At 57.0% G+C, this 13,234-nt stretch carries 11 protein-coding genes; 4 read left to right on the plus strand and 7 right to left on the minus strand.

Annotated elements, in window-relative coordinates:
* Together LW884_04250 and LW884_04255 are read right to left on the minus strand one after the other, a co-directional pair.
* Positions 1-503: hypothetical protein (locus LW884_04250; GenBank protein ID MCE3007546.1), on the minus strand; the 503-nt coding region annotated here is incomplete at its 3' end.
* Between the two features lie 127 nt (positions 504-630).
* A complete protein-coding gene (locus tag LW884_04255; protein ID MCE3007547.1) occupies positions 631-3,135 on the minus strand; it encodes a caspase family protein in 2,505 nt (834 codons plus the stop codon).
* Between the two features lie 407 nt (positions 3,136-3,542).
* Here LW884_04255 and LW884_04260 point away from each other — a divergent pair, with 407 nt between their 5' ends.
* Positions 3,543-4,256, plus strand: coding sequence for a hypothetical protein (locus LW884_04260; GenBank protein MCE3007548.1), 714 nt, complete (start codon positions 3,543-3,545; stop codon positions 4,254-4,256).
* Positions 4,256-5,044, plus strand: coding sequence for an FkbM family methyltransferase (locus LW884_04265; protein MCE3007549.1), 789 nt, complete (start codon positions 4,256-4,258; stop codon positions 5,042-5,044). Before LW884_04260 ends, LW884_04265 begins: the two co-directional genes overlap by 1 nt.
* Here the strand turns inward: LW884_04265 and LW884_04270 are convergent.
* The 5 genes from LW884_04270 to LW884_04290 are packed head-to-tail and all read right to left on the minus strand — an operon-like array spanning position 5,031 to position 10,197.
* Positions 5,031-5,642 carry an ATP-binding cassette domain-containing protein gene (locus LW884_04270; GenBank protein MCE3007550.1) on the minus strand — a complete coding sequence of 204 codons (612 nt, stop codon included), beginning with the start codon at positions 5,640-5,642 and terminating at the stop codon, positions 5,031-5,033. The two genes, LW884_04265 and LW884_04270, sit on opposite strands and share 14 nt — an antisense overlap.
* Positions 5,643-5,655: 13 nt before the next feature.
* A complete protein-coding gene (gene lpxA / locus LW884_04275) occupies positions 5,656-6,444 on the minus strand; it encodes an acyl-ACP--UDP-N-acetylglucosamine O-acyltransferase (protein MCE3007551.1) in 789 nt (262 codons plus the stop codon).
* Positions 6,441-7,841, minus strand: a complete 1,401-nt coding sequence (locus LW884_04280) for a bifunctional UDP-3-O-[3-hydroxymyristoyl] N-acetylglucosamine deacetylase/3-hydroxyacyl-ACP dehydratase (protein ID MCE3007552.1) — start codon at positions 7,839-7,841, stop codon at positions 6,441-6,443. The genes lpxA and LW884_04280 overlap by 4 nt, the downstream gene beginning before the upstream one ends.
* A 21-nt stretch (positions 7,842-7,862) precedes the next feature.
* Positions 7,863-8,894 (minus strand): UDP-3-O-(3-hydroxymyristoyl)glucosamine N-acyltransferase, encoded by a 1,032-nt coding sequence (gene lpxD / locus LW884_04285; GenBank protein ID MCE3007553.1) that lies wholly within the window; start codon positions 8,892-8,894, stop codon positions 7,863-7,865.
* Positions 8,895-8,916: 22 nt separating this feature from the next.
* Positions 8,917-10,197 (minus strand): aspartate kinase, encoded by a 1,281-nt coding sequence (locus tag LW884_04290; protein ID MCE3007554.1) that lies wholly within the window; start codon positions 10,195-10,197, stop codon positions 8,917-8,919.
* 168 nt (positions 10,198-10,365) lie between these two features.
* On the opposite strand from LW884_04290, the gene xseA reads away from it, so the two are divergent.
* Both xseA and nadB read left to right on the plus strand, forming a co-directional pair.
* Positions 10,366-11,544: an exodeoxyribonuclease VII large subunit gene (gene xseA / locus LW884_04295; protein MCE3007555.1), complete on the plus strand. Its 1,179-nt coding sequence runs from the start codon at positions 10,366-10,368 to the stop codon at positions 11,542-11,544.
* 59 nt (positions 11,545-11,603) lie between these two features.
* A complete protein-coding gene (gene nadB / locus LW884_04300; protein ID MCE3007556.1) occupies positions 11,604-13,199 on the plus strand; it encodes an L-aspartate oxidase in 1,596 nt (531 codons plus the stop codon).
* Positions 13,200-13,234 lie beyond the last annotated feature (35 nt).

The raw sequence follows: 13,234 nt of genomic DNA on the forward strand, positions 1-13,234 counted from the left end.
CGCACGATCCAGATATTGCAGTACCGGTTGGGGTCCCACAGGCTCAGGGCCTTCAGGCCTGCATTGCTGGCCAGGGTTATCCCGCCCATGTCCAGGTACTGGGTGTTCCGTACATACACAATACCCGTGGTGGGGTTTCCGCTGGGGTCGCGGGTAGCCAGCTGAAAGTCCAGCTGCATGTCGGCGGCGGCGGCGCTTTCCAGCGGGCTGCCAGGCAAGTTTCGAAACTGGGCGTGGAGGAGCCTAAACTGGGCCTGTATGGTGGCTGCGTCTATACTATCGGTTCCACCGTTGTGTATCACGTGTACCACGGTGGGGATAACATACACCTGGTCGGCATCCGCCTGTGCCTTGTGTAGTGGGGCGACAGACAGGTGCTGCTGCCAGGCCAGGTCTGGGTCTGTACCTACGTGGGTGGGCTTATCTACCGGGCAGGAGTGGCGCACCGGCTGGGCCACGGCATAGGCGAGCAAAAGAAACAAGAGCGTAGAAAATCTATGCATATAGGCACATTAATTGGTGCCCGAATGTACCCGCCCTGTTTTGAATTTTTCTTTAAGAAAAAAAGAATTTCACTTCATAAACGCAAAAAAACAGGGAAACAATGAAATGAAAGAAAACACATATTCGTCATTTCTGCTCGGGCTGCTCGCTGCCCGCTGCCGGCTTCTGGGGCTTGTGGATGAATACAAACTGGCCGCCTTCGTCTCCACTATCGCGCAGGCGCTGTATCAGGGGGGTCTGTCGGCTGTTGTTGGTTACGGGTAGCTTCAGCCGGTTATACACGCTTTCGGCATCTATGTACAGTGCCTCATTTTCGCGCAGGGTTTTTAGCAGGTAGTAGGCAAAAACGGAGTGTCCATCTTGGCCACCATCCATCACGGGCTCTACCCCGCCGCTGGTCATTACCTGCTTGCTTACCTTGCTAAATACCTGGCGGAAGTAGCGGTAGCTCTCTTCTTCGGCAGGGGGGGCTGCCTGCCCACGGAACAGGTCGCCGCTAAAGCAGGCATCGGCTATCAGCAGGGTGTGCTTGCTGCGTATGCCATTCACATAGTCCTTCACCTCGCTGTTGCTTATATAGCTGCCACTGGTGCTCTCCACGGGCACCCAGTAGCCCTTGTTTATCTCCCGCTTCAGCTCGCCATGGCCGCTGTAGTAGATCAGCACATTGTCACTGGGGGTTACCCGCTTGCTCAGCCAGTCTAGCCTGGCCAGTATCTCGGTGCGGGTAGCTGCTTTGTCAAAGACGGTGAGTACCGTATCAAACTGATAATCGGACTGCAATAGCTCGGCCAGGGCCTTCGCATCGTTTACCGCGTTCTCCAGGCGGTTCCACCCGCCGGTATATTTGTCTATGCCAATGCACAGGGCGTAGTACTTGCCGCCAATCTCGGCCGAACCACCGCCCTCTATGTCACCATAGGTTACATAAAAAAGCTCGTCCGATCGGTTTCCTACACTGTCCTGGGCCTCTACCAGCACCGTGTTTAGCCCCTGCAGCAGCTGCAGGCGGCCCAGGTACTCGCCATTGCCCAGGGCCTGGGCGGGGCTGCCATTTACCAGCACGGTGCGCACACCATTTTTGTCTCCAGCCTTTATCTTCAGGGCAAAGGTCTCCAGGGGATGATCTATGGTCATGCCCCGGGTGATGGCGGGCTCCAGGGCCGTCAGCACGGGGGGCTCAGCATCATCCAGGTACTGCAGGAAGTAGGTGCGGTAGGTTTGGTTTCCGCTCGAGTCTTGGGCTGCCAGTACCAGCTTATTGTCGCCTAGCTCTAGCTGCAGGTTGAAGATGTACTGATCGCCATCCACTGCAGCGGGCAATGCCTCGTTCAGGGTAACCGCGCTGATGCCCTTGCTGTCCGTTACCTCAAATTTTACGGTTACGTACTGGGTATTGGTATATCCCTTCTGTTGCTCGGTCATGCGTGGCTCCAGCACACCCACTGCCGGCGGCACCACGTCTGAGGTGTAGGTCAGCATATATTGCTTGGTCAGCACATTTCCACGGTGGTCTACCGCCCTTAGGTTCAGGGTGTTTTCGCCCTCTGCCAGCCGGGTACTGTAGGCATAGGTGCCGTCTTGGGCGGGTGGTATCTGCTTGTCATTCACAAATACGGTATCTACCCCCGATCGATCTGTAAGAGAAAGCTTCAGGGTAAAGGCGCTATTGGTGTGCCGTATGGTCTTGGTCGGGTCTTCGGGCACTAGCACGCTGACTACAGGCGCATCCAGGTCGGGCAGGTTGTTATAGCCGAAGAGTTCGAAATCGTGGAGGTATTTACCCGCCGTACGGTACTCTATCATCTTTTGCTTGAACTCGTCGGGGGAGAGGTCGTAGAACACGAGCCACTTTTTTTCTTCATTCTTCTGCTTGCGGAATAGGGCCGCATACACGGGTTTATCGGCCAGGGGGTATACCTCTATGTTGTATAGCATGTAGTCCTGGTTTATTAGCTCGAGCACCTTGTTGTTCAGCGCCTCTTTCTCCAGGTCAAAGAAATACTTCCAACTATAGCTTTCGTCGTTTTTGGCAATCCGGGCCGAGAATCGCACACCCTTTGGTGTATTGTAGGCCGACATACTCTCCAGGTATTCCTTCTCTGCATCCACCGCGCTCAGCTTGTTCAGTAGCTCCAGGGCATCTACGTCCAGCATCCACTTGTACTTCTCACGCCCTTCCACATAAGCCACCATATACTCTAGCTTGTTGCGCTTTGGGTGGGTGTTTACCTCCAGGCCCACAATGCTCTCCTCGCTGCGCAGGCTGCCAAAGCGGGCCAACAGGCTGTCTCTATCCAGCTTGTCTGTCACTTGGGCAGGCTTGCCCTTGCCCTTCACCCATACGGCCGATATCTTCAGTTCATCACCATCCGGATAGCTTTCAAAGTCTTGAAGTGTATATCCCTCCTCCTGCATTTCGGTGCGGCGACGGTTGAAATCCGCCTCCGTCATATCATCCAGAAACTGCCAGTTTTTCTTCGCATCGTCCACAAAAACAGCGGCTATGCGGATATGCTTGCTATACAGGGGGGGCAGCGGCCAGGGCTGCCGGGCCGCCGCACTGTCTGGGTGCGCAGCCTGCGCAGTGCCACAAGTGCAAGCAAAAAGTAGAGCCAATAGCCAGTTCATACAATGGGGTGGGTAAGGTTAGGTAGTAGCGGGTTATCCGTGCAAAGGTACAAAGTTTAGGGGGGTGAACACTTGGCTCAGTTGAATGAAATTGCCTAGCACAGCTTGAAAATCCTCGGGTGGGGCACGGCGGGCAGCGCGCGGTTTTTTGTAGAAAAATGGGGGCTCCGGAGTAGGGTCCTTGCCCAGCAGGTGCGTGCAGGAGAAACGCGCAAATTGGATACCTTTGCAGCCAATAGGCGGGGCTTTGAAACCCCGGGCACTCGGCACACTGAACCAGCTGCCCGGACAGGGGTACCCAAGCTGCAGGTGGACGCAGCCAGCCCCCAGAGGCACGCACACCGGCTGTGGGCGGCCATAGTCCCGCCTGTCAGGTAGTTTAGTATCTTCAAATCTCCCCCACCTGCATGAAAGCGAACCGGATGCACTGTGTACTGAAGCTTGCGCTCGTGGCCTTGTGCTGTAGCATGCTGCCACTAAAAGCACAAACCGGAGGAAGCCTGAAAGCAGATAAATTTTTTGAAGGTTCGGTGTATTTTTCTATCCGGCTAACGGGGGATGCTGCCCCACTTATAGCAGAAATGAACGATCTGGACCGCATGACCTGGCACTTGAAGGACGCGGACTATATCATCCAGCTAAGCCCCAGCATCAAGAGCCAGCAGGAGCCAGGCCGGGCAGCCTTTGCCAGCACACGCCTGTACATAGCCGATAGCAACGAGATGTATAGCATGGACATGGCCAACCAGCGGGCGTTCCGCCGCGAGCCTGTGGCCGAGCGAGAGGCCCCCGGGCCCCCGGCCACAGCCCAGCCCGACAGCATGGTAATAGCCGGCACCCGGTGCTACGCCTACCAGGTGGTAAAACCGAACGAAAGGATTGTCTTTTATATATCGCCAAAATACCGGATGAATACCGCCCTTTTCAAGGGAAAGACGGAAGCAAAGATCGCATTCCTGACCGAGGGGCTAGATGGCTGCATCCCCCTGCGGATAGAGCGCCACACCCCGGAGTACACGTCTATTGCCACGGCTACCAAGGTGGTGCCCCGGAGGCTGCCCAAAGATGATTTTCGCATCCCGGCCCACTTCCGCATCGAAGAGTTTGACTACCGCAGATAATGACACAGGCTTCCATTCTTAGGCGTGCGTGGCTGCAGATAAGCCACCGGCTGCTAACTGGCAGAGATGCACTGACTGGCCTACCAAAAACCCCCCTGAAGACCCCCCGGCGATATGGCAGCCTGTATGGGGGCTGTAGCCTGCCAGACAGCCTAATGCTAGGCCCGGATAGCGTGGTGTATTCGTTCGGGGCAGGGTATGATATAAGCTTTGATGTAGACCTGGCGCTACGTCACCCGGTTACGGTGCATATATTCGACCCCGTTCAGGCATCGATACAGCATGTAGGCGCGCTGCGAAAAGCCGCTGCCGAAGGCAAAAACCGATGGCAAGACGGAGCGGACGGACCTTGCTATGAGTTAAGCAGCCGGCTGGCGCATGCCCTAAACATGCATCCCTACGGCATTTGGGATACCGACACGATCCTTTCGTTTTATCGGCCAGAAAATCCTGCACATGTGTCTCACTCAGCCCTGCCGGGAGTGGGACCTTGGCAAGAAAAAGATGCCATTCAGCTGCCCGTAAAAAGCCTGAGTAGCATTATGAGAGCACTGGGACACACACACATAGATCTGCTGAAAATGGATGTAGAAGGCGCCGAATACAAGGTGATTCCCCAGATGCTTGAGCTAGGAGTATACCCGCCGTATATGCGCCTGGAGGCCCATGGGAAAGACCTTAAAAAAGATGCGAGCCAAGTGAGGGCGCTCCTGAAGCCCCTACTACATGCGGGGTACAAAATCGTAGAAAGCGATTTACAAGCGAATTACACCCTTATCCGAGGCTGACCTGCTGGGTACAGATGCCCATTTCTCTGGGCAGGTTGCTGGCCAGCACCAGTGTGCGTGCACCCTGGTAGGCCTGTATGAGGGCCAGCATCTGGGCCGCGCGGGCCTCATCCAGGTTGCTAGTGGGCTCGTCTAGCAGCAGCAGCCGGCCGGCAGTAAAGAGTGCTGCACCTACAGCGGCACGCTGCTGCATGCCGCTGCTGAGGGCGGCCAGGGGCTTGTGCGCATGCTCCGTAAGGTCCAGGGCTGCCAGCACAGCATCTGCAGTAGGCAGTATGCAGGCCCGGAGGCGAAAGTGAAGCCGGAGCCACTCGCCTAGCCCCAGCTGGCGATAGCTGCCCATATAGGGCCCATACCAGCCAAGCTGTAGTGGCAGCTGCTCGGCAGGAAAGGGTTTTCCTACCTCGTCCGTGTAGGCTATGTGGCCCCGGGTGGGGGTTTCGAAACCCGCGAGTAGCTTTATCAGCGTTGACTTTCCGGATCCATTGGGGCCCGTAAGCACACAAGCCGCACCCGGGGCGATAGAAAAACCAAGCCCGCCAAACAATAGCTGGCTGCCATAGCGCTGTAGTAGCCCCTGTGCCGAGATTCCGAGCAACGTGGCAGGTGGCTTACATAAAGTTGTAGCCGCGCATAATGCCGCGCTCGCTATTGCGCACAAAGTCCAGGATCTCGTCGCGCTCGGTAGAGGCCGGAAACTTTTCCTCAATGATGTCCAGCGCCTGGCTGAAGTTGTGGCCAGAGAGGAAGAGGGTGCGGTAAACCTCCTGGATCTCCCGGATGCTTTCGTCGCTGTAGCCCCGGCGGCGTATGCCGCGGTGGTTCACCCCCACGTAGCTGATGGGGTCTCGGCCTGCCATTACGAATGGGGGCACGTCCTTGCGCACCATGGCACCGCCGGCTATCATGCTGTGCTTGCCTATGCGGCTAAACTGATGCACGGCCACCATGCCGCCTATCACAGCATACTCACCCACCACTACGTGGCCGGCAATGTTGGTGCCATTGGCCACAATGGCATGGTCGTGTATAATACAGTCGTGCGCCACGTGGCTGTAGGCCATGATCAGCACATGGCTGCCTATCTGTGTTTTGTGGCTGTAGGCTGTGCCACGGTGTATGGTGGCATATTCGCGCACGCTTACGTTATCGCCCAGCTCTACAGTGCTGTATTCGTTCTGAAACTTGAGATCCTGTGGCACCGAGGCAATGATAGCACCCGGATAAATCTGGCAATTTTTGCCAATGCGGGCACCGTTACAGACCATGGCATGGCTGGCTATCCAGCAGCCATCCCCGATCTCTACATCCTCCTGTATGGTTACAAAGGGTTCTATGGTTACATCCTGGCCAATGCGGGCACCAGGATGCACATGGGCAAGATTAGATACTTGTGTCATGCTTTATTTTTTTTGACCAAACTTGCTACCAGCTCTGCCTCACTTGCCAGCTGGCCATCTACATAGGCTTTGCCGGTCATCTTGCATATGCCTCTCTTTAGGGAGTCGAGTGTCAATTTGAATACGAGTTGATCTCCGGGCACCACGGGTTTTTTGAAGCGCACCTTGTCTATAGCCAGGAAATACACCCAATACTCCTCTGGCTGCCCGTCTATTATGTTTAGCAGCAGGATGCCGCCCACCTGGCCCATGGCTTCTACCTGTAGCACACCGGGCATAATAGGCCCGCCATCAAAGTGGCCCACGAAAAAGGGCTCGTTGATAGTTACGTTTTTTATGCCGGTTATGCTGTTTTCGGTAAACTCGGTAATCCTATCTACCAGCAGGAAGGGGTAGCGGTGGGGCAGGATGCGCTGGATGGCGTTGATATCGAAAACCACATTGCTAGCACTGCTGCCATTTTGATACTGCTTGATCCGCTTTTTCTTTTTAAGCTTTTCCTGTATCTGGCGGGCAAAGGCAATGTTGCTGGCGTGGCCGGGGCGCATGGCCACAATCTGGGCCCTCAGGGGGTTGCCCAGCAGGGTCAGGTCGCCCAGCAGGTCTAGCAGCTTGTGGCGGGCAGGCTCATTGTCATACCGCAGGCTTACGCCCCCAAGTATGCCGGGCTTTACCTCGCCGTTCAGCTCTACATCCATCATTTCTTTCAGGGTGTTGAGCTCCGCTGCCGGCACCGCCTTCTCCACAAACACCACGCTGTTCTTCAGGTTTCCGCCTCGGATAAGGCCCTCTTTCATCAGGTACTGTAGCTCGTGCAGGAAGCAGAAGGTGCGGTTGGAGGCAATCTCCTGCTCAAAGTCTGGCAGCCCCACCATGGTGGCGTGCTGGATTCCCAGCTGCTGGCTGTTATAGTCTACCATGACCGTGATGCGAAAGTCGTCAAACTTCAGTGCCGCCAGGTCTATCTTTTTGTTGTGGTCATAGTAGTGCACGGGCTCATCTATGACATAGAACTCCCGATCGGCCTGTTGCTCCTGGAAGCCAGCCTGCTTCAGGGCCTGCACAAAGGGCAGGCTACTGCCATCCATGGCCGGGGGTTCTGGGCCACTAAGCTCTACAATACAATTATCCACCTGCATGCCCGCCAGGGCGGCCAGCACATGCTCTACGGTAATGACCTTTGCCTCGCCCCGCTGGATGGTGGTGCTCCGCTGCAGGTCTACTACGTAGTCCAGGTTAGCGGGCACTTCGGGGTTACCCGGCAGGTCGGTGCGCCGAAAGGAGATGCCCGTGTTTTCTGCCGCTGGCAGAAAGCTGAGCGTACAGGGTATACCCGTGTGCAGGCCCACGCCATCCAGGCTTATGGCTTGCTTCAGGGTATGCTGTTTTTCGTACATCGTACTCATGAGCCGGCAAATCTAAGATTTTTTTGCTGCAAGCTGTGCTTCCAGCTCGTTTACGCGCTTCAGCAGGTCGGGTAGCTGCCGCAGGGCTGCTTCCATCTTCATCTGTTCGCGCAGCGGGTGTGCAGGTGCTCCCCGCCAGGCAGTACCGGGTGTATCAATATTTTTACTCAGGCCGCTCTTGGCACCCACCTGGGTACGATCGGCTATGTGGATGTGACCCACCATGCCTGTTTGGCCCCCTATCATGCAGTACTTGCCCACCTTGCTGCTACCGCTTACACCTGCCTGGGCGGCTATTACGGTGTGGGCACCTATGTCTGTGTTGTGCGCAATCTGGATCAGGTTATCCAGCTTCACGCCCTTTTGAATGCGGGTACTACCCAGCGTGGCACGGTCTACCACGGTGTTTGCACCTATCTCTACGTCGTCTTCTATCACCACATTGCCTATCTGGGGCACCTTTATGCTGGTGCCCTGCTCATTCTGCAAAAAGCCGAAACCGTCTGAGCCTACCACCACACCGCTGTGCAGGATGCAGTTGGCCCCTATCTCGCACGCATGGTACACCACCGTATTCGGGTACAGGATGGTGTTGGCCCCTATCTTCACCCCGTCGCCAATGTACACATTGGGGTATATTCTACAGTCATCCCCGATCTCGGCCCCACGGCCTATGTAGCAGTAGGCACCCAGATAGAGATTTCTGCCCAGCCGCGCAGTAGCATCCACGTAGTGCGGGTGCTCCATTTGCGGGGGGGCCAGCTGCTGCTCATACAGCGTGTGTAGCAGCTGGCTGAAGGCAAAGTAGGGGTTGGATACGCGGATCAGGGTTACAGCCAGGGGCTGCTCGGGCCGGAAATCTGCCGGCACCAGCACGGCACTGGCCTGCGTGGTGTACAGGTAGGGGAAGTACTTCTCGGCATGAAGAAAACTGAGCAGGCCGGGGGCGCCCTCTTCAATCTTGCAGAGGCCCCGGATGGCTACATCCGGTCCCTCTGCGGTGCCACCCAGCTGGGTGGCAATCTCCTGGGTAGTCAATTTCACCCCCGCAAGTTAGCAAAAAGGCCTACACCTGATCCTCGGCCTGTACCACCAGGTGAATGTTATTCCGATCTCGCTGTACAAAACGAGCATCTATGGGCGATTGTATTTTACGCACATCTACATTCAGAATTGTCTTGAGTATCAGGTCTTTCTCTATTTCTACCAGAAACTGCTCACTTAAATTTGACACCAATTGCTGCACCGTATCGGTGCGATGATCCACACAGAGGGTAAGGCTAATAGCGGTGCTTTGCACCAGGTTAATCTGGATAGGAAAATTTCGTGTTTCGTGAAAAATTCGACTCATCATCCGCTCATTCATGAATGAAAAATCGCGCGGACGCAGGTGGAGCAGAAGCTGGTTCTTTTTAAGGATGGTGGTAGGCTTACGGTCTACCTCCTGGGGTTTGAAGGTAGAGATGACGGTACCCGCCGCCTGGGGGTCCAGGAAGCAGCGTACATACAGCGGTATGCCCTTGTTATGGAGTGGCTTGATGGTATTGGGGTGTATAACCGAGGCACCATAGAAGGTCATCTCCACGGCCTGTTCATAGCTTAGCTTGCGCAGTATTTCGGCATCGGGTAGGGTTTTTGGGTCGCCGGTCATTACTCCGGGCACATCCTTCCAGATCACTACAGCCTGCGCATCCAGGCAGCTGCCGTATATGGAGGCTGTATAGTCCGACCCCTCGCGGCCCAGGGTAGTAGTGTGCCCGTCGGAGCTACTGCCAATGAAGCCCTGCGTAACCACTACTGCGTGATGCCGCACCCAGGGCCGCACCTGCCGGTCTATCTGGGCCTGCGTGGGGCCCCACAGCACGCGGGCAGAGCGGTATGTATCATCCGTAACGATGATACTGCGGCTATCTACCCAGTGGGTGGGGATGCCCTGCTGCTGTAGGTAGCGGTGCAGGATGGTGCTACTGATCAGTTCTCCATAGGCCATAATCCGATCGTACACCCGGTCGGGAAAGTCGCGCAGCAGCAAGATGCCCTCCACAATCTCGGCCAGCTCCTCCAGGTACACACGTATAGCAGCCTGCACCTCGGCCTGCTGCGTTGGCAGCAGCTCGTCTATCATCTGGTGGTGAAACTGGCGGATGTGGTCCAATTGAGCCTGGGCCTGCGCGCGCTGCCGCTGGGTGGCCAGGTTGGCCAGCAGCTCCAGGGCATTGGTTATCTTATCCATGGCCGAAACAACCACCAGGGTGGGCTGATTGTCATGCTGCCGGATAATTTCCGCCACATTGCGCACGCCTGCGGCATCCTTTACCGAGGCCCCGCCAAACTTGAATACCTGCATCTCTTTTTATAATCAGGCCGCAAATCTCTAAAATTTACACCACATTTTTTATTTCGTGCATTAGTATTTTTTTGCGTCTTTCCTTTGCTACAATGGGCACTGTTTCGGCTGAAAACGAATGATTGTTTTGATCAATAAAAAGAGCGACCCTGCTTTGTATCTTTGCGCGTGGCACAGGCACTAAGCGTAAGCCAGCTGACGCGGCGGATAAAGAACACCCTGGAGGGCGATCCTGGCTTTCAGCGGCTACAGGTGGAGGGCGAGATCGGCAACCTGACCGTACACCGCTCGGGGCACGCCTATTTTAGCCTGAAGGATGAAGAAGCCAGCATCAGCTGTGTCATGTTCCGCTCGGCTACGCCGGGTGGTTTCACCTTCGAGGAAGGGGCGCAGGTAGTAGCCAGTGGGGCACTTACCCTTTATCCGCCACGGGGGGTATACCAGCTACAGGTGCGGCGGATGCAGGGGGTGGGCCAGGGCAATCTGTTTCAGCAGTTTGTGGCACTGAAGGAAAAGCTGCAGCTGGCCGGGTTATTCGATACGGAGCACAAACGAGGGCTACCCTACCTGCCACGGCATATTGCTGTTATCACCAGCCCCACAGGGGCCGTTATTCGCGACATCCTGCACACCCTGGGCCGTCGCTACCCGCATGTGCAGCTTACACTCATCCCGGCACAGGTGCAGGGCACAGCTGCCCTGCCCAGCCTGCTGGCCGCCTTTGATGCGCTGGACAGCCTGGCCGGGCCGGAGCTGGTTATCCTGGCACGGGGCGGCGGCAGTATGGAAGACCTGTGGTGCTTTAATGAGGAGGCCCTGGCACACGCCATTTATCAGAGCCCTATACCGGTGATATCGGCAGTGGGGCACGAAACAGATTTCACCATAGCCGACTTTGTGGCCGATGTGCGGGCTCCTACGCCCACTGCCGCCGCAGAGATATGTGTGCCCGAAGCACAGCTACTGTACCAGCGGCTGGACGAACTGGACCAGGCCCTGCAGTACAGCATGCAGGAAAAACTGGACGATGCCCGCGCCATGCTACAGCAGCAGCGGCAGCAGCTGGGCTGGGCCCTGCGTAGCCCCCTGCAGCTGGCTATAGGCCAGCTGCAGGCACACACACACCGGCTAGACACAGCCATGAACCTGCGCCTGCAACGCGAAAAAACACAACTGCAAGCCCAGGCCTGGCAGCTGGCAGCATACGACCTGGCGGGTACCCTGGCACGGGGCTTCAGCCTGACGCTCAAAAACGGAAAGCGGGTAACACACGCCCACGAGGTGCAGCCCGGAGACCGGCTGCAGACACTGCTGGCAGATGGCAGCCTGGAGAGTACCGCGATCTAAGCCACCGGCGGACAAGCGATGCCGCTGTTAGCACATCGGCTTTGCGCGTATCTTGCAGGATGCGTATTCATACCGACTATCTGGTGATCGGCAGCGGTGTAGCCGGCCTAAGCTTTGCGCTAAAGGCTGCCGAAACAGGCAAACAGGTGCTGATTATTACCAAAAAACAAAAACAACAGAGCAACACCTGGTGGGCACAGGGCGGAATAGCCGGCGTATTCGGCAGCGAGGATAGCCTGGAGCAGCATGTGCAAGACACCCTGATAGCCGGAGACGGCCTGTGTGATGAGGCCGTAGTACGCATGGTGGTAACCGAGGGGCCGAGGCGCATACAGGAGCTGATGGACTGGGGAGCCGAGTTTGACCGGAACCAGGACGGCAGCCTGATGCTGGGCCGCGAGGGGGGGCACAGCGCCCACCGCATCCTGCACCACCAGGATGCCACGGGGGCAGAGATAGCCCGAGCCCTGCTAAGAGCCGTGGAGCAGCACCCAAACATCCGGCTTACGGAACAGTATTTTGCCCTGGACCTCCTCACGCAGCACCACCTGGGGCTGTACATCAACCGGGGGTACCCACACATCCAGTGCTATGGCGTGTATGCCCTGGATGTGGCGCAAAACCAGGTGGTAACCATCCTGAGCCGCATAACGGTGCTGGCCAGCGGCGGGGCCGGCAATGTGTATGCCGCCACCACCAACCCCGAGGTGGCCACCGGAGATGGCGTAGCCATGGCCCTGCGGGCCAAGGCCCGCATCTGCAATATGGAGTTCTACCAATTCCACCCCACTGCCCTGTACGACCCCGGGGTGCGCCCGGCATTTCTGCTCACCGAGGCGCTGCGGGGCAAGGGGGCCTACCTGCGGGGCGGACACAGTCGGCAGCGCTTTATGCACAAATATGACCCCCGGCTGGAGCTGGCTCCCAGAGACATAGTAGCCCGCAGCATAGACAGTGAGATGAAGCACAGCGGCCTGAGCTACGTGTACCTGGATGCCACCCACCTGCCTGCCGATGAGCTGAAGGCAGAGTTCCCCACCATCTACGAAACCTGCCTGGGCAAGGGCCTGGACCTAACGCGCGAGCTGATACCCGTACGGCCTGCCGCCCACTACCAGTGCGGGGGAATAGATGTAAACACGCATGGGCAGAGCAGCATAGGGCGGCTGTATGCCATAGGCGAGTGTAGCCACACCGGCCTGCACGGGGCCAACCGCCTGGCCAGCAATAGCCTGCTAGAGGCCGTGGTGTATGCCCACCGAGCAGCGCTGCATGCACAGGGGCTGGTAGACGCCTACCTGCATGAAGAGCAGGTGCCCGACTGGAATGCCCAGAATATGCGCAATACCGATGAGTGGGTGCTGGTGAGCCACAACCTGGCCGAGGTGCAGAACATTATGAGCGACTATGTAGGCATTGTGCGCAGCCAGCTGCGGCTAGAGCGGGCCGAGCGACGCATACACCTGATATACCAGGAAACCGAGGCCTTCTATCAGCGTACGGTGCTGAGCCCGGAGCTGTGCGAGCTGCGAAACCTGATAGCCATTGCCTACCTGATCATCAAGAGTGCCAAGGTGCGGCACGAGTCTCGCGGCCTGCACTATACGCTGGACTACCCCAGCAAGCGGAGCATAGCCTTCAATACGTTGCTGTAACCACCACCAGGAGCAGCGGAGCATCTCCCTCTCCA

The organism is Bacteroidota bacterium (assembly GCA_021300195.1).
Taxonomy (GTDB): domain Bacteria; phylum Bacteroidota; class Bacteroidia; order J057; family JAJTIE01; genus JAJTIE01.

Excerpts from the sequence above, each read along its gene's own strand:
- LW884_04290 (MCE3007554.1), bottom strand. The coding sequence starts at position 10,197 with ATGCAGGTATTCAAGTTTGGCGGGGCCTCGGTAAAGGATGCCGCAGGC.
- LW884_04265 (MCE3007549.1), top strand. The coding sequence starts at position 4,256 with ATGACACAGGCTTCCATTCTTAGGCGTGCGTGGCTGCAGATAAGCCAC.
- LW884_04260 (MCE3007548.1), top strand. The coding sequence starts at position 3,543 with ATGAAAGCGAACCGGATGCACTGTGTACTGAAGCTTGCGCTCGTGGCC.
- LW884_04255 (MCE3007547.1), bottom strand. The coding sequence starts at position 3,135 with ATGAACTGGCTATTGGCTCTACTTTTTGCTTGCACTTGTGGCACTGCG.
- LW884_04280 (MCE3007552.1), bottom strand. The coding sequence starts at position 7,841 with ATGTACGAAAAACAGCATACCCTGAAGCAAGCCATAAGCCTGGATGGC.
- lpxA (MCE3007551.1), bottom strand. The coding sequence starts at position 6,444 with ATGACACAAGTATCTAATCTTGCCCATGTGCATCCTGGTGCCCGCATT.
- nadB (MCE3007556.1), top strand. The coding sequence starts at position 11,604 with ATGCGTATTCATACCGACTATCTGGTGATCGGCAGCGGTGTAGCCGGC.